This window comes from Pseudomonas sp. PvP028 (assembly GCF_017832255.1).
In the GTDB taxonomy this organism is placed as follows: Bacteria; Pseudomonadota; Gammaproteobacteria; order Pseudomonadales; family Pseudomonadaceae; genus Aquipseudomonas; species Aquipseudomonas syringae.
This window is the reverse complement of record NZ_JAFIBL010000001.1, coordinates 2698164-2719708: the sequence shown is the minus strand read 5'-3', so window position 1 is coordinate 2719708 and position 21545 is coordinate 2698164. Positions and strand designations below refer to the sequence as shown.

The 21545-nt window shown below is 59.9% G+C and carries 22 protein-coding genes and 1 riboswitch; of the genes, 12 read left to right on the top strand and 10 right to left on the bottom strand.

All coding sequences use genetic code 11. The features are described from left to right. Positions 1–93 precede the first annotated feature (93 nt). The 4 genes from JOE34_RS12115 to rpoE form a co-directional block, all read right to left on the bottom strand. A complete protein-coding gene (locus tag JOE34_RS12115; RefSeq protein WP_226487942.1) occupies positions 94–1524 on the bottom strand; it encodes a DegQ family serine endoprotease in 1431 nt (476 codons plus the stop codon). Positions 1525–1823: 299 nt separating this feature from the next. Continuing rightward, positions 1824–2783: a MucB/RseB C-terminal domain-containing protein gene (locus JOE34_RS12110; RefSeq protein WP_010420772.1), complete on the bottom strand. Its 960-nt coding sequence runs from the start codon at positions 2781–2783 to the stop codon at positions 1824–1826. 8 nt (positions 2784–2791) lie between these two features. Then, a complete protein-coding gene (locus JOE34_RS12105; protein ID WP_003395810.1) occupies positions 2792–3382 on the bottom strand; it encodes an anti sigma-E factor RseA C-terminal domain-containing protein in 591 nt (196 codons plus the stop codon). A 33-nt stretch (positions 3383–3415) separates the two neighbouring features. After that, positions 3416–3997, bottom strand: a complete 582-nt coding sequence (rpoE, locus tag JOE34_RS12100; RefSeq protein ID WP_002554912.1) for an RNA polymerase sigma factor RpoE — start codon at positions 3995–3997, stop codon at positions 3416–3418. A gap of 497 nt (positions 3998–4494) precedes the next feature. Between rpoE and nadB the strand changes: the two genes are divergently transcribed. Further along, complete coding sequence (gene nadB, locus JOE34_RS12095) at positions 4495–6111, top strand: L-aspartate oxidase (protein ID WP_122335322.1); 1617 nt, start codon at positions 4495–4497, stop codon at positions 6109–6111. On the opposite strand, the gene JOE34_RS12090 is transcribed toward nadB, so the two are convergent. After that, a complete protein-coding gene (locus JOE34_RS12090; protein ID WP_010420742.1) occupies positions 6080–6544 on the bottom strand; it encodes a protein YgfX in 465 nt (154 codons plus the stop codon). The two genes, nadB and JOE34_RS12090, sit on opposite strands and share 32 nt — an antisense overlap. Further along, entirely contained in the window at positions 6528–6782 is a 255-nt protein-coding gene (locus JOE34_RS12085) for a succinate dehydrogenase assembly factor 2 (protein WP_003363729.1), read from the bottom strand. The genes JOE34_RS12090 and JOE34_RS12085 overlap by 17 nt, the downstream gene beginning before the upstream one ends. A gap of 152 nt (positions 6783–6934) precedes the next feature. Between JOE34_RS12085 and JOE34_RS12080 the strand changes: the two genes are divergently transcribed. Beyond that, entirely contained in the window at positions 6935–7876 is a 942-nt protein-coding gene (locus JOE34_RS12080; protein WP_032662840.1) for a folate-binding protein YgfZ, read from the top strand. A gap of 111 nt (positions 7877–7987) precedes the next feature. Then, on the top strand, positions 7988–8809 hold the full coding sequence (locus JOE34_RS12075) for an HDOD domain-containing protein (protein WP_003395819.1): 822 nt from the start codon (positions 7988–7990) through the stop codon (positions 8807–8809). Between the two features lie 167 nt (positions 8810–8976). Here the strand turns inward: JOE34_RS12075 and JOE34_RS12070 are convergent, their stop codons facing one another. Continuing rightward, positions 8977–10359 (bottom strand): sensor histidine kinase, encoded by a 1383-nt coding sequence (locus tag JOE34_RS12070; protein WP_096114006.1) that lies wholly within the window; start codon positions 10357–10359, stop codon positions 8977–8979. Beyond that, positions 10352–11023 carry a response regulator gene (locus JOE34_RS12065; protein ID WP_003363740.1) on the bottom strand — a complete coding sequence of 224 codons (672 nt, stop codon included), beginning with the start codon at positions 11021–11023 and terminating at the stop codon, positions 10352–10354. The genes JOE34_RS12070 and JOE34_RS12065 overlap by 8 nt, the downstream gene beginning before the upstream one ends. Positions 11024–11488: 465 nt before the next feature. Here JOE34_RS12065 and JOE34_RS12060 point away from each other — a divergent pair, with 465 nt between their 5' ends. The 4 genes from JOE34_RS12060 (at position 11489) to JOE34_RS12045 (ending at position 15530) form a co-directional block, all read left to right on the top strand. Then, complete coding sequence (locus JOE34_RS12060; protein ID WP_010414615.1) at positions 11489–12466, top strand: tripartite tricarboxylate transporter substrate binding protein; 978 nt, start codon at positions 11489–11491, stop codon at positions 12464–12466. Positions 12467–12528: 62 nt separating this feature from the next. Next, positions 12529–12987: a tripartite tricarboxylate transporter TctB family protein gene (locus JOE34_RS12055; RefSeq protein WP_003395824.1), complete on the top strand. Its 459-nt coding sequence runs from the start codon at positions 12529–12531 to the stop codon at positions 12985–12987. A 1-nt stretch (position 12988) separates the two neighbouring features. After that, complete coding sequence (locus JOE34_RS12050) at positions 12989–14503, top strand: tripartite tricarboxylate transporter permease (RefSeq protein WP_010414611.1); 1515 nt, start codon at positions 12989–12991, stop codon at positions 14501–14503. Next, positions 14496–15530, top strand: coding sequence for an AbrB family transcriptional regulator (locus tag JOE34_RS12045; RefSeq protein WP_024665313.1), 1035 nt, complete (start codon positions 14496–14498; stop codon positions 15528–15530). Before JOE34_RS12050 ends, JOE34_RS12045 begins: the two co-directional genes overlap by 8 nt. A 24-nt stretch (positions 15531–15554) precedes the next feature. Here the strand turns inward: JOE34_RS12045 and ung are convergent, their stop codons facing one another. Further along, a complete protein-coding gene (gene ung / locus JOE34_RS12040) occupies positions 15555–16247 on the bottom strand; it encodes a uracil-DNA glycosylase (RefSeq protein WP_003405314.1) in 693 nt (230 codons plus the stop codon). A gap of 197 nt (positions 16248–16444) precedes the next feature. Then, positions 16445–16813 carry a hypothetical protein gene (locus JOE34_RS12035; RefSeq protein ID WP_170855845.1) on the bottom strand — a complete coding sequence of 123 codons (369 nt, stop codon included), beginning with the start codon at positions 16811–16813 and terminating at the stop codon, positions 16445–16447. Positions 16814–17291: 478 nt separating this feature from the next. Then, positions 17292–17394: riboswitch (guanidine-I (ykkC/yxkD leader) on the top strand. Positions 17395–17457: 63 nt separating this feature from the next. On the opposite strand from JOE34_RS12035, the gene JOE34_RS12030 reads away from it, so the two are divergent. The 5 genes from JOE34_RS12030 to JOE34_RS12010 are packed head-to-tail and all read left to right on the top strand — an operon-like array spanning position 17458 to position 21498. Then, positions 17458–18525, top strand: a complete 1068-nt coding sequence (locus tag JOE34_RS12030) for a putative urea ABC transporter substrate-binding protein (RefSeq protein ID WP_003395844.1) — start codon at positions 17458–17460, stop codon at positions 18523–18525. 27 nt (positions 18526–18552) lie between these two features. Continuing rightward, the gene (locus JOE34_RS12025; protein WP_003413041.1) at positions 18553–19368 is read left to right on the top strand and encodes an ABC transporter permease; all 816 of its coding nucleotides are present in this window, start codon (positions 18553–18555) and stop codon (positions 19366–19368) included. After that, entirely contained in the window at positions 19365–20147 is a 783-nt protein-coding gene (locus JOE34_RS12020) for an ABC transporter ATP-binding protein (protein ID WP_024665317.1), read from the top strand. The genes JOE34_RS12025 and JOE34_RS12020 overlap by 4 nt, the downstream gene beginning before the upstream one ends. Continuing rightward, a complete protein-coding gene (locus JOE34_RS12015) occupies positions 20144–20869 on the top strand; it encodes an urea amidolyase associated protein UAAP1 (protein ID WP_032662790.1) in 726 nt (241 codons plus the stop codon). Before JOE34_RS12020 ends, JOE34_RS12015 begins: the two co-directional genes overlap by 4 nt. Before the next feature lie 11 nt (positions 20870–20880). Continuing rightward, positions 20881–21498 (top strand): urea amidolyase associated protein UAAP2, encoded by a 618-nt coding sequence (locus tag JOE34_RS12010; RefSeq protein WP_003395856.1) that lies wholly within the window; start codon positions 20881–20883, stop codon positions 21496–21498. The last annotated feature ends 47 nt before the right edge of the window (positions 21499–21545 follow it).

Genomic DNA, 21545 nt, shown 5'->3' with positions numbered 1-21545 from the left:
CGTCACGCTTACAGGCACCCGGATCGGCGCACGGTAAACAAACGGGCACAAAAAAGGGTGGCCATGGCCACCCTTTCCGCTTAAACCGACCGGTTACTCGGACAGTTTGAAGGTGATGAACGTCGCACGACCCTGACGCAGAACACGCATCGAGACAGAGCGATCCTTGGGCAGGCTTTTCGCCACCTCGGTGAACTGCTTGCTGGACGTGATCGCCTGATTGTTCAGGTGAGTGATCACATCACCCGCCTGCAGGCCGATCAGCGAAGCCGGGCCGCCTGTGACTTCCTTGATGGCAACGCCACCTTTGAGGTCCAGGGACTTCTTCTGCTCGGCGGTCAGCTCGATCACCGATACACCCAGACGATTACTGCTGCGCTCGGCTCCCGTACCGCCAACATCGCCCATCTCCTGACCTTCATCAGGCAGTGCGCCGACGGTGACCGTCAGCTTCTGACGCTTGCCGTCGCGAATCACTTCAAGTTCGGCCTTGCTGCCGTCCTTGAGGTTGCCGATCAGGTGCGGCAGGTCGGCCGACATGACGATTGGCTGGCCGTTGGCGCTCAGAATCACGTCACCCACCTGCACACCGCCCTTGGCAGCCGGGCCGTCTTCAAGCACCTGCGCAACCAGCGCGCCGGCAGGCTTGTCCAGACCAAACGATTCGGCAAGGTCCTTGTTCACTTCCTGGATGACTACACCCAGCCAGCCGCGGCTGACTTTGCCATTGGCCTTGAGCTGGTTCGCGACATCCATGGCGACGTCGATCGGAATCGCGAAAGACAGCCCCATGAAACCACCGGAGCGGGTGAAGATCTGCGAGTTGATCCCGACGACTTCGCCAGCCATGTTGAACAGCGGGCCACCGGAGTTACCCGGGTTGATGGCCACGTCGGTCTGAATGAACGGCACATAGGTGTCGTTAGGCAGGCTGCGCCCCTTGGCACTGACGATACCCTTGGTCACGGAGTGATCGAAACCGAACGGCGAGCCGATCGCCAGAACCCATTCGCCGACCTTGAGCGTATTGGAATTGCCCAGTTTGGCGGTCGGCAGGTCCTTGCCATCGATTTTCAGCACGGCAACGTCGGTACGCGGATCGGTACCGACCAGTTTGGCCTTCAACTCGCTGCGATCAGACAGGCGTACGAGGATCTCGTCAGCGCCATCGATTACGTGGTTGTTGGTCAGAACGTAGCCATCAGGGGAGATGATGAAGCCCGAGCCAAGGGACTGAGCCTCACGCTGGCGATCACCCTTGCCTGCACCCGAGCCTGGCGGACGCGAACCCGGCGGCATGCTGCGCTCGAGAAACTCGCGAAGCATCGGCGGCAGCCCTTCCAGATCAGGCATCTGCTGATTGGCGACGGCACGGTCCGGCAATTTCTGACGCGTACTGATATTCACCACTGCGGGCGATGCCTGCTCGACCAGCCCGGTGAAGTCCGGCAGGTTTTCGGCCTGAGCCGTAGCCACCTGACCGAGCATCAGCACAGCGGCAATCAATGAAAAGTAGGATTTCATGCGTGGTATCGACATATGGCTCCCGTTTGTAACGAGGAAAAAATTAAGCAGTCCGAAGCAACCGACTCAAAGACCTCAAGCAGCGATGCTCATCTCTGGATCAGCCACATGACCTCTGGAAACGACAAAAGGCCAGAGCTGCGAGGCTGTGACCTATAGAAAAAAAACAGAGTTTTTGCAATCTGCAAACCTCACCAAACATTTCAGCGCCTTTGCTCAAGCCAGGTTGAGTGCGGCCTGGCGGCTTCTGTAACCCAGGATGAAAATTTTTACATCCCGGGAGCCGTGACTCCAAATGTTTATTTATTGGCTGAAGATTCGTCGTTACGCATCGACAATGCTATGCGCTCTGCAGTACCCATCGGGACTTCTCCGACGACCGTCACCATCATGTCGCCCTGCGGCGTTGTCAGACGACGGGAAACGGCCACTGTCGGGCCTAGCTGGGTGCGAATATCCGAAGACGCGCCACCTTTAACCGATTCGATGAACACCGAAAAACGCGCCAGACCGTCGCTGTACATGAGATGTGTCACCGGCGACTGCGTAGCGGGGTCTTTGCGTACACCGCTGCTGCTGACGTCAAAACCCGGCGGCAGCCAGTCAGAATGCCAGGCCACAGGGCTTATGGAAGCCTCAGGCTTGGTCTTCACTACAGAAACAGGCTTGCAGTCTGCACTGGTCTTGAGCATCTGCTCGGACAGCACGCTGGCGGTATCGAGATCGGTAAACTGGAAACGCTCGAGCAACTGCCCCTTCTCACTCAACAGAAGCGACTTGAGCACAAGACCGGTTTCGTTATCCAGGTGCAGTTCGAGGCCGTATCGATGCTGGTCCTTGGGGGACAGCGCAACGATAGTCGCCTGACGACCGGCCACTCTGGATTTGCCGGCAATTTTCATGTCGTACCAGGCGGACAGTCTTTTGACATCGAATGCGCGGGCAGAAGAGTCGGCCGGATTGGCTACACCCGCTTCGAGCGTGCCGCTGACGCACTGAGTAAGCCCGTCAACACGCAATACTTCCTGAGCAGAACCATCAAGCTGCAGCAAGCGCTCCTGAATATGGCCGTCCGCTATGCGGTGCCAGATCCGGTGGGTAGAAAAACTACCGTTGCGCTCGTATACGAAGGTGCCTTGATAGCTTTGCTGCTGATCAACCTTGGCAAGACGATTTATTGCGTCTTGCGCATCATCAGCCTGTACCGGGAGGGCAAGCCATCCACCAAGCAGTAGTGGCAGTAGAGGGACGGCTCGCATGATCCTCCTTAACGGTTTTCCAGACTCGCAGCACGTGCGTATGGCAACGCGCTTTCAGTGCCTTTCAACGCTGCTTCCTGGGCATGCTGACGCAGATAGCCCGGCAAACGCTGGTCACCTTGACCACCGCCCTGCAGTACACCGTTGGCCATAGGACCAGGTGCTTGCTCGGCGCTTTCAGTGTAGCCAGCCAGTACGGCAGGGCCTTTCACTTGCGGAACAGTCAGATTGGCAGGCTGTTGAGTCTGCTGTGCCAACTGTGCACCGGCAATGTCGTCCTGGTTATACAGGCGGACACCAGCCAGAACGGCTACGGTAACCGACGCTGCAACGGCCAGACGACCCAGCGTACGCCAAGGACCGCGAGCTGCCTTGAGCGGGCTGACTTCATCGGCGATCGCGGCAGATACAGCAGCCGAAATATCCAGATGAGGGATCAGCAACTCTTTGTGCATCGCTGCACGAGCAACTTGGTAACGCGACCAGGTGGCGCGGGTATCGGCATCGTCAATGGCATTCAATACCCGACGTAATTCCAGTTCGTCCGCTTCATTATCAAGTACCGCGGACAGCGATTCCTGCAGGGCTTCACGACTCATGGCGGGTTCCTCTCTTGGGCTATCGCCGCTGTCTCAGGATTCCTGCAACAACGGCTGCAGGGCTTTATCGATGGCTTCCCGAGCGCGGAAGATCCGAGAGCGCACGGTACCAACTGGACACTGCATGACGCTCGCAATGTCTTCATAACTCAGACCATCGAATTCACGTAAAGTTAGTGCCGTACGTAAATCTTCCGGGAGAAGCTGGATGGTCCGATGGACGGTGCCCTCGATCTCATCCCTCAACAATGCACGCTCCGGCGACTCGATGTCCTTGAGGCCGTGGTCGCCGTCGTAGAACTCCGCGTCTTCAGACCTTACATCGCTATCCGGTGGTCGCCGACCTCGCGAAACCAGATAGTTCTTCGCCGTGTTAATGGCGATACGGTACAGCCAGGTGTAGAAAGCACTGTCACCGCGAAAATTTCCGAGAGCACGATAAGCCTTGATAAAGGCTTCCTGTGCAACGTCTTGAGCCTCATGGGTGTCGTGCACGAATCGCACGATCAACCCTAGAATTTTGTGCTGATACTTCAGCACCAACAGATCAAATGCTCGCGTATCGCCACGCTGTACGCGCTCGACAAGCTGCTGATCCTCTTCCTGGGTTAGCATGAACACTCCTCGTTAAGCATGAAGGAGTGTTGCAACTGATAGTGTTCAGGCTTGCAAACATAGACTCGGGCTTTTCGCAAAAGTTCTCCCCCTTCAAGCAAGTTTCCTGCAAGCCATCATAAAGCGTGCACGAAAAACGCAGCTCGACACGGTCGGCTGCGCGAATAGTCTTGTCGTCAGTTTCGCAGTTGATGATCACTTATCTAACCCTGCGAAATAGACGCTGTTCCTGTGTAGGCAACCTGCTATTGAGCATGGTTCTTTACAAAAAGTTCCATTGACACAATTGCCGGCGTGAGACTCAAACTGCTTAAAGTTCCCTTAAATCAACGCACTGGAGCATTTCCAGCGACCGAACAAAAGGAAAACAATAGGCATGCCGTCCGGGACTGGAGCACAATCCAGACCCGCCGTGGTCTCACATTGCCATGTAGGCGAGGCTATTGTGCCGTTACCCCAATACTTATACTAGTGGTCGCCAAGGGCAGAATTCGCAGATGAGTCAACATTTTCAGCATGACGTACTGGTAATCGGCAGCGGCGCTGCCGGGTTGAGCCTGGCACTGACCCTGCCCGACCACCTGCGGATTGCGGTCCTGAGCAAGGGTGACCTCGCCAACGGCTCGACCTTCTGGGCGCAGGGCGGTGTTGCGGCAGTGCTGGATGACACCGACACCGTGCAGTCTCATGTTGAGGATACGCTGAACGCAGGCGGCGGCCTTTGCAACGAAGACGCTGTGCGCTTCACCGTCGAACACAGCCGCGAGGCGATTCAATGGCTGATCGATCAAGGCGTGCCTTTTACCCGCGGCGATGACGCAGGCACCGACGAAAGCGGATTTGAATTTCACCTGACGCGTGAAGGCGGCCACAGCCACCGGCGGATCATTCATGCTGCAGATGCCACGGGTGCAGCCATTTTTCGCACCCTGCTGGAACAGGCAATCAAGCGACCCAATATCGAATTGCTCGAACAGCGCGCTGCCATCGACCTGATCACCGAACGCCGTCTCGGCCTGGAAGGCCAGCGCTGCCTCGGCGCCTACGTGCTCAATCGCCACAGTGGCGAAGTGGATACTTACAGCGCGCGCTTCACAATCCTGGCGTCGGGCGGCGCCGCCAAGGTTTACCTCTACACCAGCAACCCTGACGGTGCCTGTGGCGACGGCATCGCCATGGCCTGGCGTTCCGGCTGCCGGGTAGCGAACCTTGAGTTCAACCAGTTTCACCCCACTTGCCTGTACCACCCGCAGGCCAAGAGCTTTCTGATCACCGAGGCACTGCGCGGTGAAGGGGCGTACCTCAAGCTGCCTAACGGTGAGCGCTTCATGCAACGCTTCGATGAGCGGGCAGAACTGGCGCCGCGCGATATCGTTGCCCGCGCGATAGACCATGAGATGAAGCGGCTGGGCATCGACTGCGTGTATCTGGACATCAGCCACAAACCCGAGGCCTTCATCAAGACGCACTTCCCAACCGTCTATGAACGCTGCCTGGAATTTTCCATCGACATCACTCGCGAACCGATCCCCGTAGTCCCCGCTGCGCATTACACCTGTGGTGGCGTGATGGTGGACAGCAAGGGGCATACCGATGTGCCGAACCTTTACGCCATCGGCGAAACCAGCTTCACAGGCCTGCATGGCGCCAACCGCATGGCCAGCAACTCGCTGCTGGAGTGCTTCGTCTATGCCCGATCGGCCGCCGCAAACATCGAGAAGCAACTGGCTGACGTGCAGATGCCCGCCGACCTTCCGGCCTGGGACGCCAGCCAGGTCACTGACTCGGATGAAGACGTGATCATCGCGCACAACTGGGACGAGCTGAGACGGTTCATGTGGGACTACGTCGGCATTGTGCGCACCAATAAACGCCTGCAGCGCGCTCAGCACCGCGTACGCCTGCTGCTGGATGAGATTGACGAGTTTTACAGCAACTACAAGGTCAGCCGCGACCTGATCGAGTTGCGCAACCTGGCGCAAGTGGCGGAACTGATGATCCGCTCGGCCATGCAGCGCAAGGAAAGCCGGGGGCTGCACTACACGCTGGACTATCCCGAAATGTTGCCGGAGGCGCTGGACACTATTCTGGTGCCGCCCACTTATGCCGGCTGAACTTCAAACGTACGCGCAAACGTCGGTGAATGTCCGGCGTCAGTGCGTCACGCGGAATGCAGCAGCTGTTGATCGATCGTCCGGGACGACCGGCGATAATCGGGCGAAAACGCAGAATGACCACCCACGGCAAGGCAAGACTGTCGGGGCATAACTGCACAGGCTGCCAGCCGTCACGTGCATTCCACAGCTGCCAGCCTTGATGATCGCGCTTGAGCGCGGTGAATGCCGCCGGATGCGTCAGCAGGATAGAGCGTGGTATCACCCGGAAAGCATGCGCCAGACATATCAGCGCACCCAGCGCCGCAGCCCACGCGGCGATGTCCAGCCAGTACAACGCGACCAGTGCCAGACACTGGACCGCGAGATACGCCGTCACCAGCAGACGCGAGGCCTGCCAGTGACATTCGAAGCGATCACTGGGGCTGGACACGATCCAGGATCATGCGAACCATGCGCTGCAATTCAGCATCTTCGGATTCGGCACGCTGCATGAACCAGCCGAACATATCCTGATCCTCACAGGTCAGCAGACGGCGGTACAAATCGCGGTCCACGTCATTCAAATGTGGGTAGACCTCACGGACAAACGGCACCAGCAGCACGTCCAGTTCAAGCATGCCGCGGCGGCTGTGCCAGTAAAGGCGGTTGAGTTCAACGTCTTCGACCATGGAGCGCTCCTCAAAGTAGGCGGCAAGTATACAGCCGTGAGCCGGGCGCGCGAATATCGCAATGGTCGCAGCAGTTTTCATGTACCCGTATGCATAACCTCGACTCGGCACTATGATGTGCCCCCGGACTTTTTTCCCAATCTGCGATGACCATGGCCCACACAGCTTTTTTCTGCACGCTAACCCATGAGGGCGTTCTCGCCGTTCGCGGCGTGGATGCCAGCAAGTTTCTTCAGGGTCAGCTGACGTGCAACCTCAACTATCTGAATGAAGACAAATCCAGCCTGGGTGCCCGTTGCACGCAGAAAGGCCGGATGCAGTCGAGTTTTCGCATCGTGTTCGAAGGCGACGGCTGCCTGCTGGCGATGGCTGGCGAACTGATCGAAGCGCAATTGCTCGACCTGCGCAAATACGCAGTGTTCTCCAAATCGAAACTCACGGACGAAAGCGCAGACTGGGTGCGCTTCGGCTTGCAGGATGGGGACGCCGCGCTGGTCAGCCTGGGCCTGGATCTGCCCCAGGAAACCGATAGCGTGGTGCGCGCCAATGACCTGATTGCAATCCGCGTCTCGCCAGGCCGGGCCGAGCTTTGGGTGCGCAGCGCACAGGCAGACAGCATCAAGTCGCGCCTGGCAGCGCAGTTGAGTGAAGGCCCGCTGAATGACTGGTTGCTGGGCCAGATACGTGTCGGCATCGGCCAGGTGTTCGGCAGCACCCGCGAAGAATTCATTCCGCAGATGATCAATCTGCAAGCAGTTGGCGGCGTCAGCTTCAAGAAAGGCTGTTACACCGGCCAGGAAATCGTTGCCAGAATGCAATATCTTGGCAAACTCAAGCGCAGGCTTTATCGCCTGACCCTGAGCGACGAAGAGATCCCACAACCCGGTACTGCATTGTTCTCACCGGTACATGCCAGCGCCGTGGGCAACGTCGTCATGGCCGCACAGGATGGGCAGAACATCGAACTGCTCGCGGTATTGCAGGGTGATGCGGCAGAAGACGGCCGTATCAATCTTGGCTCGCCAGAAGGCGCAGCGCTGCAAATGAGTGAACTGCCCTACACACTGGACAGCAAACTCGAAACTCAGCGCTAGCCAGACGAACACATTCAGCTTCCTAGTGTCTTTAGAGCGATCCAGTACAGCCTGGCGCTCTGAAGAGCGCGCGGATAACTCTGGACACCCCCAACAGCTGCGAGATGCAACATGAGCAAGATGGCTGACGAGGTGCAGAGAAACTTGATCAAGGCCATCGACAGAGATGCCTTGTTTCTACCCACCCTGCCGGAAGTGGCACTGAGAATTCGCCTGGCTGCCGAGGACACCGAGATCAGCATCTCGGCCCTGAGCAAGGTCATCGGTAGCGATACAGCCCTTTCCGCGCGCCTGATCAAGGTCGCGAACAGCCCCTTGCTGCGCCCGAACTTTGAAGTCAGCGACGTCAATACTGCGATTCGACGGCTGGGCGTCAACTACACCTGCAACCTGGCCATCGGCCTGGTGGTCGAGCAGATGTTCCACGCCAAGTCGCCGGTCATCGAGCAGAAGATGCGCGATATCTGGAAGCAAAGCCTGCAGGTTGCCGGTATCAGCTACACCCTGTGTCAGCGCTATACCAATCTGAAACCTGATCAGGCCACGCTCGCCGGATTAATCCACCTGATCGGGATCCTGCCGATCCTGACCTATGCCGAAGACCATTACGAGCTGCTGTCCGACCCGATCAGCCTCAACCACGTGATCGACAGCATTCATCCGGTTATCGGCGAGCGCCTGCTGCGCTCATGGGATTTCCCCGAACCACTGGCCTGCGTGCCGGGCCAGTTCCAGAACTTTGCGCGCGTCTCGAAAAGCCCTGATTACACCGATCTGGTACAGATCGCCACGGTGCATATCCACAGGAATACCGACCATCCCTTCGGCCTCATCGAAATGGTCGACCTGCCTGCCTACAGCCAGTTGGGGCTTGCCAGAGCAGAAGGCGTGCTCAGCGCCCAGATGGACGAAGCCAAGAGCATGCTCTACTAGCCTCAGTTGGTCCAGGGTGTGTAAAAACGTCACGAGCGAAGGCAAGACAAGGCAAAAACAGGCGAAAACGGCCGGGGTCGCGACCGACTCTAGGTGTTCTAAATGAGCATTTTTCGCCTGTTTTTAACGCAGTATTGGCAAGCGCAGTAGTTTTTACACAGTCTGGATCAGGTGGAGCTGAAACTGACCCTTACCTTCAGGCCGCGCTCAGCGCCCTCGTGCAACGTGATTCTGGCCAGATGTGCCCGGCAGATTTCGCCCACTATCGCCAGCCCGAGCCCGGCGCCACTGCCCTGCTGACTGCGACGGTAAAACCGCTCGAAAACGCGCTCACGCTCATCGGCCGGAATGCCGGGACCATCATCCTCGACCTCCAGAACACCCGGCGCATAGACCCGCAAGACTACGTTGCCGCCCGGTGCGGTATGGGCCAGCGCGTTGTCGATCAGATTGCTCAGTAATTCGTTCAGCAAGGTCGGTTCGCCGCGCAGCAAGACCGGCTCGTCAGCCTCCAGCGCCAGCGCGACACCCCGGGAATGAGCCAATGGCGCCATGGCCATGCCCAGCTCTCTGGCCAACTGACTGAGGTCCAGCTGTTGCGCCCCGCCCTCGGCGATGGCCCGCGCGCCGTTTTCGATGCGCGCCAGGGACAGCAGCTGGTTGGCCAGGTGCGTGAGTCGATCGGTGCCTAGCGCCGCCGACTCCAGTGTGCTGCGCCAATGCTGCGGGTCGTGTTCGCGCAGCCCCAGCTCGACCCGCGCCTTCAAGGCGGCCAGCGGGGTGCGCAGTTCATGAGCGGCATCGGCGATGAATTGCGCCTGACGCTCGAACTGCACACGCAGTCGCTCGGTAAAGTGGTTCAGCGCGCCCACTAACGGACGCAGTTCGTGCTGCACTTCAACCATCGGCAACGCGCGCAGATCATCCGGCTGGCGCTCCTCGACGGCGGTGCGCAGTCGCTCCAGCGGTCGCAATGCCGCGCTTACCGTGAACCAGACCAGCAGCAGCGCGCCTCCCCCGAGCATGCCCAGCCGCAGCAATGTGTCGGCCATCAGACTGCGCGCCATGCCCTTGCGCGCTTCCTGGGTTTCGGCAACGCGGATTTCAGCAGTGCCGTTCATGCCCGGATCGGTCACTGGTTTGAGCAGGCTGACAACCCGCACGTCCTGCCCCTGATAAATCCCGTTATAAAATTTCGCCAGGGCCGGGTAATCGTCGGTACGCAACGTACCGGGCGGCGGCGACGGCAGGTTTTCATAGCCGGAAATCAGCTTCTGATGGATGTCGTTGACCTGATAGTAGATGCGTCCTTCGCTGTCGTAGGCGAAGGTGTCCAGCGCCACGTAGGGAATGTCGGCGCTCAGCGTGCCATCGCGCTGAGTCAGGCCGGCTGCGATGGTACGTGCGGAAGCCAGCAACGTGCGGTCATAGGCGGTGTCGGCCACTTCGCGGCCATTCCAGTAAGCGCTCATGCCGCTGGCCAACATCAATACCACCAGCAGCAGGGCCAGATTCCACAACAATCGCCAGCGCAGGCTGTCGTTAATCATCACGGCTTTCCAGCAGATACCCCAGACCGCGAAAGGTCACGATGGCCACGGAATGTCCGTCGAGCTTCTTGCGCAGACGATGGACATAGATCTCGATGGCGTCGGGGCTGGCTTCTTCATCGAGCCCGAACACCTGCGCCGCCAGTTGCTCCTTGCTCATCACCCGACCCGGCCGGGCGATAAGCGCTTCCAGCACTGCCTGTTCGCGAGAAGTCAGGGTCAGCAGTTCTTCGCCGAGCGTGAAGCGTCGGGTGTCCAGATCGTAGGCCAAGACGCCGCAACGCTGTTGCCGCTCGCCACCCAGCACGCTGCGCCGCAACAGGGCCTTGACCCTGGCCTCCAGTTCGGAGAGTTCGAAAGGCTTGGCCAGGTAGTCGTCGGCGCCCAGATTCAGGCCATGGACACGGTCCTTGACGTCACTGCGCGCCGTCAACATCAGCACCGGCAGGTTTTTGCTGCGCGCTCGCAGACGCGCAAGTACTTCAAAGCCGTCCATGCGCGGCAACCCGACATCGAGAATGGCGACCGCGTATTCCTCGCTGTTCAACGCCAGGTCGGCGGCCACGCCATCATGCAGCACATCAACGGTCAAACCCGCACTTTTGAGCGCCTGCGCGACACTTTCAGCCAATTGCAGATGATCTTCCACAAGAAGAACACGCATCGCCGTCTCCTGATTGTCACTGTTGTTATTGATCGGTGTATCGAGGCTCGTGGCGGTGGAGTTTACAGGCCGGCTGCGGTCTGTGAAGGGCAGAAACGATTCGCGACTCGCCAATCGCAACGTGAAAGGCAACTGAAAGGTTTACGAAAGGTTTGTCGTTTAGCATCGCGTCACGACCCGATAAAAGGGTACGTAAAAAACAGGCGCCCGGATGCGTCTGAACAATAAAAACAATAAATCGCAAAACGGAGTCACGTCATGTCTAAGCCCGCCCAGGCTTGCCAGCCCATGGAGCACATCCCGTCGAGGGCTGTTCTGCGCACTCCTCCCGCTACACGCCTCAAAACAACACATCAGCGCAAACGCCCGCCGCTGTGACAGCGCAGGTTTCGCCGTGCGCGTGACAAAAGCGCTTGGTACACAGCTTCTCTCTTCCAAAAACAACAATATCTCTGGAGACTGAACATGAAATTTCCCCTGCGCCACATAGCCGCCACCGTTGGGTGCATGCTGATTGCCAGCCAGTTGCTTGCCGAACCCAAACGTCCGGAATGCATCGCCCCCGCCTCGCCAGGTGGCGGGTTCGACCTGACCTGCAAACTGGTACAGAGCGCGCTGATCAACGAGAAGATTCTGACCTCGCCGATGCGCGTCACCTACATGCCTGGGGGTGTCGGCGCGGTGGCCTACAACGCCGTCGTCGCACAACGTCCCGCCGATGCCGGCACACTCGTCGCGTGGTCCAGCGGTTCGCTGCTCAATCTGGCGCAGGGCAAATTCGGTCGTTTCGATGAGAACGCAGTGCGCTGGCTAGCCGCCGTGGGCACCAGCTATGGCGCCATCGCAGTGAAGAGCGACTCGCCCTACAAGAATCTCGACGACCTGGTCAAGGCGCTGAAAGCCGACCCGAGCAAAGTCGTGATCGGCTCAGGCGGCACCGTGGGTAGCCAGGACTGGATGCAGACCGCGCTGATCGCCAAGGCTGCAGGCATCAACCCGCGCGCCCTGCGCTACGTGGCACTCGAAGGCGGCGGTGAAATTGCCACCGCGTTACTCGGCGGCCACATCCAGGTGGGCAGTACCGATATTTCCGACTCCATGCCGCACATTCTGAGCGGCGACATGCGCCTGCTCGCGGTATTCGCCGAGAAGCGTATCGACGAACCCGAAATGAAAGACATCCCTACCGCCAAGGAGCAGGGCTACGACATCGTCTGGCCTGTAGTGCGTGGCTTCTACCTCGGGCCAAAGGTCAGCGACGAAGACTACAACTGGTGGAAAGCCTCGTTCGACAAGATCCTGGCCTCCGAAGACTTCGCCAAACTGCGCGACCAGCGCGAGTTATTCCCGTTCGCCATGAGCGGCACGGAACTGGACACCTACGTCAAGAAGCAGGTTGCCGACTACAAAGTGATGGCCAAGGAATTCGGCCTGATTCAGTGATTGAACTCAATTGACTGACATTCCGTTGCGCCCGCCTGAAGGGCGCGACTCAGGAGCTTCTCATGGTCATACAACGCATCTTCGCTGGCGTGCTGTTGCTGGCATGCATAGGCCTTGCCCTTATGGCCTGGCCTTATCAGGCACCTTTTTCCTATGAACCGGTCGGACCGCGCGCCTTCCCGCTGCTGATGCTCGGGCTGATGGGCGTCGCCCTGCTGTACCTGCTGATCAGACCCACGCCCATCGTGCATACCGAGGAAGACCCGGAGCTGGATCGCGAGACCCTGATCAAGATCGGCGTGTGCATCGTCCTGCTGCTGATATTCGCGGGGCTGTTCGAACCGCTGGGCTTCATCCTCAGCAGCATTCTGATCGGCATCCCCATGGCCCGCCTGTATGGCGGCCGCTGGCTGCCGAGCGTGGTGGTGGTGATTCTGATGAGCGTCGGCCTGTACCTGCTGTTCGACAAGGCCATGGACGTCCCCTTGCCTTTAGGCCTGCTCAGCGTTCTGGAGAATTAAAATGGATACTTTCGGTTATCTGGGCCAGGGCTTCGGTGTCGCCCTGACGCCTTACAACCTGATCACGGCGCTGTGCGGAACACTGATCGGTACTGTCGTCGGCCTGCTGCCGGGGCTTGGACCGATCAACGGTGTAGCGCTGCTGATCCCTATCGCCTTCGCGCTGGGCCTGCCGCCCGAGTCGGCGCTGATCTTGCTAGCCGCCGTGTACCTGGGCTGCGAATACGGCGGACGTATCAGCTCGATCCTGCTGAACATTCCGGGTGAAGCGTCCACTGTGATGACCACCCTGGACGGTTACCCGATGGCACGTCAGGGCCTGGCCGGGGTTGCACTGTCGCTGTCGGCATGGAGTTCGTTCATCGGCGCGTTCATCGCCACCTGCGGCATGGTGCTGTTCGCCCCCCTGCTCGCCAAATGGGCGATTGCCTTTGGTCCGGCGGAATACTTCGTGCTGATGGTGTTCGCGATCGTCTGTCTGGGCGGGATGGCCGGTGACCGGCCGCTGAAGACGTTCATTGCCGCGCTGATCGGGCTGTTCCTGTCTGCGGTCGGTATCGATGCCAACAGCGGGGTGTACCGTTTCACGGGCGACAACATTCACCTCACCGATGGCATTCAGTTCGTGGTGCTGGTGCTGGGCCTGTTCTCGATCAGCGAAATCCTCTTGCTCCTGGAGAAGACCCATCGTGGCCAGGAGGCCGTCAAGGCCACAGGGCGCATGATGTTCAACGTCAAGGAAGCCGCTTCGGTGTTCGTGGTGAACATTCGCTGCGGTCTGCTGGGGTTCATCCTTGGCGTATTGCCTGGTGCCGGTGCGACGCTGGCCAGCGCGGTCGCTTACATGACGGAAAAACGCATCGCCGGCGCTAGCGGCAAGTTCGGCCAAGGCGACATGCGTGGCCTGGCCGCCCCCGAGACAGCCATCGGCGCGACAGCCTGTGGCGCACTGGTGCCAATGCTCACACTCGGCGTGCCGGGTTCAGGCACCACGGCGGTGATGATCGGCGCGTTGTCGCTGTACAACATCACGCCCGGCCCGATGTTGTTTCAACAGCAACCGGATATCGTCTGGGGCCTGATCGCGTCGTTGTTCATCGCCAACATCATGCTGGTGATCCTCAACATCCCGATGATTCGCATCTTCACGCGCATCCTCGCCGTGCCGAACTGGGCGCTGGTCCCGGTGATTGCGATCATCACCGGCATCGGTGTGTATGCGGTGCACGCCACCACCTTCGACCTGTTCCTGATGGTCGGCATCGGTATCTTCGGTTATATCCTGCGCAAGCTGGACTTCCCGCTGTCGCCGATTCTACTAGGGTTCATCCTCGGGGGTCTGATGGAGCAGAACCTGCGTCGTGCCCTGTCGATCTCCAATGGCGAACTGGGGATCCTCTGGTCCAGCCCGATCACCCTCGGGGTCTGGGTGGTGACCGTGTTCATGCTGCTGTTCCCGCTGCTGCGCATCTGGCGCAAGCGCGCCAAACAGAAGGCCGCTGCGGCACATGGCTGATTCGTCTCTGCGCCAATGGTGGGCAACGCCACTGATCGGCCTGCTAGGCGGCTACCTCGCCAGCCAGGTCGGCTGGCCGTTGCCATGGATGGTGGGCTCGTTGCTGGCAATCATCCTGGTGCGCTGCCTGACACCCTGGCAGCTGGCGCAGATTCCCGGCGGGCGCAAATGCGGTCAGCTGATCATCGGGATCGGCATCGGCCTGCACTTCACCCCGGTGGTCATTGAACAGGTACTGGCGCATTTCGGGCTGATTTTCATCGGTGCCCTGGTCACCAGCCTGTCGTGTCTGGTCGGCGTGTGGCTGATGCTGCGTACCGGCGAGGATCGCCCTACGGCGTTCTTCTCCAGCATGCCGGGCGGTTCCGGGGAGATGGTCAACCTCGGCGCTCGCAACGGTGCAACGCTGAGCAGTGTCGCGGCCGCACAAAGTCTGCGGGTACTCGCCGTGGTGCTGTGCGTGCCGGCGATCTTCAAATACCTATTGGGTGATGGCGCACCAGCCTTGCATGCCAGCGTCGTGGACTGGCGCTGGCTGGCCGTTCTGCTGCCGCTCGGGGCTGCGCTGGCCTGGCTGTGGCAACGCCTCAAGCAGCCTAATCCCTGGCTGTTCGGCCCGCTGTTGCTCAGTGCCGTGGCGAGCGTGGTCTGGGATCTGAAAATCGGCCTGCCCAACGGTGCCAGCCAGCTTGGCCAGTTGCTGATTGGCAGCGGACTGGGTTGTCATTTCAATCGGGAGTTCTTTCGGCGTGCGCCATCGTTCCTGGCGCGCACGCTGCTGGGCACTGCGCTGACCATGCTGATCGCCGCACTGGCGGCACTGGCGCTGAGCGCCCTCACCCACCTGGACCTGCGTTCGCTGACGCTGGGCATGATGCCCGGCGGCATCGCAGAAATGAGCCTGACCGCCGAAGTGCTGCAACTGTCGGTGCCGCTGGTCACGGCCATGCAGGTCATGCGCCTGCTGTTCGTGCTGTTTCTCGCCGAGCCGCTATACCGACGCTGGAACAAACGGCTCGCTGACTGAACAGGTCGCTGGAATCCTCGCAAATCAAAGCGCTGGCAAGCGCCAGTCGATCGGCGCAATGCCGTTTTGCTCAAGGTACTTGTTGGCCCGCCCGAAATGCCCGTTGCCCAGAAAGCCTTTGTAGGCTGACAACGGCGACGGATGGACGGAGGTCAGCACCAGATGCTTGGTCGCATCGACCAGTTTCTGCTTGCTCTGCGCATGAGCGCCCCACAGCAGGAACACCAGATGCGGCTGGTGCTCGCTGACCACTTGAATGATCCGGTCCGTGAAGTGCTGCCAGCCTTTTCCTGCATGGGAAGCAGCGTTGGCGCGCTCGACAGTGAGCGTGGTGTTGAGCAACAGCACGCCCTGATCAGCCCAGGATTGCAGGCAACCGTGGTTCGGAATATCGATGTTCAGGTCGCGTTTCAGCTCTTTGTAGATGTTGACCAGCGATGGCGGCGTCGGCACTCCCGGCTGCACCGAGAAGCACAGGCCATGCGCCTGATTCGGACCGTGATAAGGGTCCTGGCCAAGGATGACCACTTTCACGTTATCCAGCGGCGTGGAGTTCAACGCATTGAAGATCAGTGGCCCGGGCGGATAGATTTCCTTGCCCGCCGCGTGCTCCTGTCGCAGAAACTCGCGCAATTGAGCCATGTAGGGTTGTTCGAATTCGTCACGCAGGGCGTTTTTCCAGCTCGGCTCAAGCTTGATGCGGTCGTCGCTAGTCATGGTTACATCCGGTAAAAACAATGCGCGGACACTAGGAAAGCCAGGCGGCAAAGTCAATGCCGGTTGCGCTATGCGTCTTCAAGGCAGGACGCAGAGCGTCCAGAAAAGTGTGCCGACGCGGAACGTCGGCACTATAGTCAGTTTGCAGCAGTAGTCAGTTCACAGCATTGGCATGACAGTGAGCGCACACATTTCAGCTATCGATGCCCGCCACGACCATCGCCGCGCCCGCCTCTTCCATGATCACGGCCGTCTCGTCCGCCACGCCCACCATGGTCGTCCCAGCCACGGTTACCTCGGTCGCCACGAAAGCCGTCGTTGCGGCCGAAACCGCCATTGCCGCGAAAGCCATCGTTTCTCCAGCCATAACCCGGTGGACGTCCCGGCTGGTAGTAGCGCGGCGGGGGCGGGGGCGCGTAATAACGGGGTGCCGGGGCGTAGTAGCGAGGCTGGGTGTAATAGCGCGGTTGAGGCGCCACATAGATGCGTCGCTCCTGATAGTAGGTAGAGCGGTAGCCATTGTCATACGCGTAGGCGCCGCCCACGACAGTCGGCTGCGTGTACACATCGGATTCGTAGTAACCGGGACCTGCGTAGCAACCAGAAAGGAAAAGGGTCAGCAAGGTGATAAGCAAGGGTCTTCGATACATGGCGGCCTCCTGGACCGCGATTGGGCCAAGCCAGCGACGCTGGTCGGCGTCCGTCAAAGCGGTTGGCGGACGAAATATCTGACATCGAAAAGGCCTTCTAGTGCCTTGGGTCAGCTTAGAGGGTTGGGCGCGAATGGTCAGCAACTGACTCGCAAAGGCTCTGCAACCAAGGCCTGCAGGCGTGTTTCGGCCTTCTACAAACATGCTACAAAACATTTCATCCACCTTTGCCTCATCACGGTGCGGTCTCGCACCAGCACAAGGCAGTTCCTCCGGCAGCTGGCCGTCGATGACTCGGCCAGCCCTTGAAAAACAAGGCGCAGCACGAGTTGGCACAACTCTCGCTTGATGAGCGATGTGCAGGAGTCAACACAGGTTCGCGGCACCACAATTTGCAATAGCCGACTAGGGTTCCGGCTTGCCGCCAGGCAAGTGGCTGGTCCGAGAGTTGGCGACCTCCAGTAGAGGTTACACGGCGGGACAAAAGCCCGGGAGACAGGGACACCAGTGGTGTCACGTTGCTCCTGGCCGCCTTTTTTCACTACTGGAGATTTCTCAACATGCAAAAGTCTCGTCTCTTCGGTCTGCTGACGGCAGGCCTGCTTGCTGCGTTGAGCCTCTCGGCGAATGCCGCCCAGAAAGATCACTTCAACGTCTGCTGGACCATCTACGCAGGCTGGATGCCGTGGGAATACGCAGGTAGCCAGGGCATCGTCGACAAGTGGGCGAAAAAGTACGGCATCAAGATCGATGTCACCCAGCTCAATGACTACGTCGAATCCATCAATCAGTACACCGCCGGCCAGTTCGATGGCTGCACCATGACCAACATGGACGCTCTGACCATCCCGGCCGCAGGTGGCGTGGAAAGCACGGCACTGATCGTCAGCGACTTCTCCAACGGCAACGACGGCATCGTGCTCAAGGGCGAAGGCAAGAAAGTCTCAGATCTGAAAGGCATGGACGTCAATCTGGTCGAGCTGTCGGTGTCTCACTACCTGCTGGCCCGAGCGCTGGACAGCGTCAAGCTCAGTGAAAAAGACCTCAAGGTGGTCAACACCTCGGATGCCGATATCTCGGCAGCCTTCAATACCGACGATGTACAGGCCGTCACCACCTGGAACCCGATGCTCTCGGACATCAAGGCCAAGCCCGGCGTGACCGAAGTGTTCAACTCCAGCCAGATTCCCGGCGAGATCATGGACATGATGGTCGTCAACACTCAGACCCTGAAAGACAACCCGGCCCTGGGCAAAGCCCTGACCGGCGCCTGGTTTGAAGTGGTCGAACTGATGAACGCCAAAAATGCTCAGGGCAAGGCTGCGCTGGAACACATGGCTAAAGCATCGGGCACCGATCTGGCCGGCTTCCAGGCGCAACTGGACACCACCAAGCTGTTTGCCACGCCCAAGGAAGCGCTTGAGTTCGCGACCAGCAAACAACTGCCGGATACACAGCGCAAGGTGGCTGACTTCTCGTTCGCTCACGGTTTGCTCGGCGAAGGCGCACGCGACGCCGATGCGGTCGGCATGTCGTTCGCCAATGGCGTGACGCTCGGCGACAAGGGCAATCTCAAGCTGCACTTTGACCCCGGCTACGTGCAGATGGCCGTCGACGGCAAGCTGTAAATCACGTTCAGTAGAAAGGTCATTGCCATGCGCTTGATAAACCGCCATCCGGATCGTGCCGGTCGCCTGATACTGGTGATCCTGCCGTTCGCCCTGTTGCTGTTCGCCTATTTCATGGGCTCGGCCACCCGGCTTGCGGAAAACCCCAGCGACAAACTGCTGCCCAGCGCGGTACAGATGGCCGATGCGGTCAAACGCATGGCGTTCGTTGCCGACCCGCGCAGCGGTGACTACCTGCTGTGGCAGGACAGCGCATCGAGCCTGCAACGCCTGGCCATCGGCTTGGGGATCAGCGCGCTGCTGGGCCTGTGTCTGGGCATCGCAGCGGGCATCCTGCCGCTGTGCGGCGCACCGCTGTCGCCCTTGCTGACGGTGCTGTCGATGGTGCCGCCGCTGGCCATCCTGCCGATTCTGTTCATCGTGTTCGGCCTGGGCGAGTTATCGAAGGTAATGCTGATCGTGATCGGCATCACACCGATTCTGGCCCGCGATCTGGAACAGCGCGCCCGTGAAATCCCGGTCGAACTGCTGATCAAGGCGCAAACCCTCGGTGCCTCGACCTGGACACTGATCCTGCGGGTGATCCTGCCGCAATTGCTGCCACGCCTGTTGATCGCCCTGCGCCTGGTGCTGGGTTCGGCGTGGCTGTTCCTGATCGCCGCCGAGGCGATTGCTTCGACTGACGGCCTGGGCTACCGGATCTTCCTGGTGCGGCGCTATCTGGCGATGGACGTGATTCTGCCCTATGTGGTGTGGATCACCCTGCTCGCCTGGCTAATGGACTGGGGCCTGAAAGCCCTGACCCGACGCGCCTTTCCCTGGTACGAAGGAGCACGCGCATGAGCTTTATCAGTGTGCGCAATGTCTGGCAGCAGTACGCCGATCAGGTGGTACTCGAGGGCCTGAACCTGGACGTGGCCGAAGGCGAATTCTGCACGCTGGTCGGCGCTTCGGGCTGCGGCAAGTCGACCTTTCTGCGCCTGTTGCTGGGTCAGGAATCCCCCAGTCGCGGCCTGATCACGCTGGACGGCACGCCCCTGCGCAATGAGCCGGATGCCAGCCGTGGCGTGGTGTTTCAGCGCTATTCGGTGTTCCCGCACCTGTCGGTGCTCGACAACGTGGCGCTGGGTCTGGAGCTGCCCCGCTCGCCCTGGCTCGGCCGTCTGTTCGGCCAGGCGAAAAGCGAGGCGCGCGAGCACGCTGCGCAGTTGCTCGGCAAGGTCGGCCTGGGGCATGCGCTGGACAAGTACCCGACGCAATTGTCCGGCGGCATGCAACAGCGCCTGGCCATCGCCCAGGCGCTGATCATGAAACCGCGCGTCCTGCTGCTGGACGAGCCGTTCGGCGCGCTCGACCCCGGCATCCGCAAGGACATGCACCACCTGCTGCTGGACCTGTGGCGCGAAACGAAACTGACTGTGTTCATGGTCACCCACGACCTGTCCGAAGGTTTCAACCTCGGCACCCGCCTGCTGGTTTTCGACAAGGTGCGCCACGACCCGCACGCCCCCGGCGCCTATGGCGCGCGTATCACTTACGACATCCCCCTCAACAGCGAACGCCGCGCCGAACGCGCCGTCATCGATTCGCTGCTCAACGTTTCAGAGGAGCCCGTTCAATGACCGACTCAACCACGCTGTACCCGGTTTTCGCCGAAGAGATGCTGCCCGGTGGCGGCCATCGTTCGTTTATCCTCAAGCGCGGCGAACTGCTGCGCCTGACCGACCTGCACGGCAACGCCAACGTCAGCCTGACCCTGCTCAACGCCCACGAAAAAACCGAACGGCTGAACCTGCCCGACAGCCTCAAATGCCAGCACACCGCTCGTCTGAGCAACGGTCATTGCCTGTATTCGGACATGGGCCGCGTACTGGCGGCCATCGTCACTGACACCTGCGGCTGGAGCGACAGCATCGGCGGCGTGCTCAATGCTCAGGAAGTCGCTGAAAAATACGGCCAGGGCCGTTATCAGGAATTGCGCAACGGCTTCTTTCGCAACGGCGTCGACAACCTGCTGGTCGAGCTGGGCAAATGGGGGCTGGGGCTGTCCGACCTGCTGATGACCCTCAACCTGTTCAGCCGTGTCGATGTCGACGAGGCAGGAACCCTGCACTTCGCGCCGAATAATTCCAAAGCCGGTGACTACATCGAACTCTACGCACCGATGGACACGCTGGTGGTGCTGACCGCGCTGCAACACTCGATGGACCCCAACCCCGAATACACCCCACAACCGCTGAAACTCAGCTGGATGAAAGCCGACGCAAGCGTCGCCGAGCACTGCCGCACCTCGCGTCCGGAAAACGAGCGCGGCTTCATCAATACCGACCGCCTGTTCGCCTGAGGAGCCTTGTCATGAATTCACCCACTCACCTTTGCTGCGACGCGACCATCCCGGCTGGCGAGCCGTTTCTGGCCGAGGTCAAGGCCGGGCAGACCGTGCGCATCCTCGATCTGCAAGGCAATCAGGCCGTCGACACGCTGTTTTTCAGCCTGAGCAACCCGCGTGAACGCTACGACGTACAGCGCACCCTGCGCCGCCAGAACAGCGTGTACCTGACCACCGGCAGCGTGCTGTTTTCCAACCTCGGCCAGCCGATGCTGACCATTGTCGATGACACCTGCGGTCGCCACGACACGCTCGGTGGCGCATGCGCGCAAGAGAGCAACACCGTGCGCTATGCCCTGGAAAAGCGCTACATGCACAGCTGCCGTGACAACTACCTGCGCGCCTGCATGCATGACGGTCGCCTGAGTAAGGCCGACATCGGCCCGAACATCAACTTCTTCATGAACGTACCCGTGACAGCCGAAGGCGGCCTGACCTTCGAAGACGGTATTTCCGCACCCGGAAAATACGTCGAGCTGCGCGCTGAAATGGACGTGATCGTGCTGATTTCCAACTGTCCGCAGCTCAACAACCCCTGCAACGGCTACAACCCGACGCCTGCGCAGTTATTGATTCGCGACTGACCCGGCACCTGCCCTCAGCAACGGACGACCGTTGCGTAGATTGATCA

Excerpts from the sequence above, each read along its gene's own strand:
- JOE34_RS12115 (WP_226487942.1), bottom strand. The coding sequence starts at position 1,524 with ATGAAATCCTACTTTTCATTGATTGCCGCTGTGCTGATGCTCGGTCAG.
- JOE34_RS12110 (WP_010420772.1), bottom strand. The coding sequence starts at position 2,783 with ATGCGAGCCGTCCCTCTACTGCCACTACTGCTTGGTGGATGGCTTGCC.
- JOE34_RS12105 (WP_003395810.1), bottom strand. The coding sequence starts at position 3,382 with ATGAGTCGTGAAGCCCTGCAGGAATCGCTGTCCGCGGTACTTGATAAT.
- rpoE (WP_002554912.1), bottom strand. The coding sequence starts at position 3,997 with ATGCTAACCCAGGAAGAGGATCAGCAGCTTGTCGAGCGCGTACAGCGT.
- nadB (WP_122335322.1), top strand. The coding sequence starts at position 4,495 with ATGAGTCAACATTTTCAGCATGACGTACTGGTAATCGGCAGCGGCGCT.
- JOE34_RS12085 (WP_003363729.1), bottom strand. The coding sequence starts at position 6,782 with ATGGTCGAAGACGTTGAACTCAACCGCCTTTACTGGCACAGCCGCCGC.
- JOE34_RS12080 (WP_032662840.1), top strand. The coding sequence starts at position 6,935 with ATGGCCCACACAGCTTTTTTCTGCACGCTAACCCATGAGGGCGTTCTC.
- JOE34_RS12075 (WP_003395819.1), top strand. The coding sequence starts at position 7,988 with ATGAGCAAGATGGCTGACGAGGTGCAGAGAAACTTGATCAAGGCCATC.
- JOE34_RS12070 (WP_096114006.1), bottom strand. The coding sequence starts at position 10,359 with ATGATTAACGACAGCCTGCGCTGGCGATTGTTGTGGAATCTGGCCCTG.
- JOE34_RS12065 (WP_003363740.1), bottom strand. The coding sequence starts at position 11,023 with ATGCGTGTTCTTCTTGTGGAAGATCATCTGCAATTGGCTGAAAGTGTC.
- JOE34_RS12060 (WP_010414615.1), top strand. The coding sequence starts at position 11,489 with ATGAAATTTCCCCTGCGCCACATAGCCGCCACCGTTGGGTGCATGCTG.
- JOE34_RS12055 (WP_003395824.1), top strand. The coding sequence starts at position 12,529 with ATGGTCATACAACGCATCTTCGCTGGCGTGCTGTTGCTGGCATGCATA.
- JOE34_RS12050 (WP_010414611.1), top strand. The coding sequence starts at position 12,989 with ATGGATACTTTCGGTTATCTGGGCCAGGGCTTCGGTGTCGCCCTGACG.
- JOE34_RS12045 (WP_024665313.1), top strand. The coding sequence starts at position 14,496 with ATGGCTGATTCGTCTCTGCGCCAATGGTGGGCAACGCCACTGATCGGC.
- ung (WP_003405314.1), bottom strand. The coding sequence starts at position 16,247 with ATGACTAGCGACGACCGCATCAAGCTTGAGCCGAGCTGGAAAAACGCC.
- JOE34_RS12030 (WP_003395844.1), top strand. The coding sequence starts at position 17,458 with ATGCAAAAGTCTCGTCTCTTCGGTCTGCTGACGGCAGGCCTGCTTGCT.
- JOE34_RS12025 (WP_003413041.1), top strand. The coding sequence starts at position 18,553 with ATGCGCTTGATAAACCGCCATCCGGATCGTGCCGGTCGCCTGATACTG.
- JOE34_RS12020 (WP_024665317.1), top strand. The coding sequence starts at position 19,365 with ATGAGCTTTATCAGTGTGCGCAATGTCTGGCAGCAGTACGCCGATCAG.
- JOE34_RS12015 (WP_032662790.1), top strand. The coding sequence starts at position 20,144 with ATGACCGACTCAACCACGCTGTACCCGGTTTTCGCCGAAGAGATGCTG.
- JOE34_RS12010 (WP_003395856.1), top strand. The coding sequence starts at position 20,881 with ATGAATTCACCCACTCACCTTTGCTGCGACGCGACCATCCCGGCTGGC.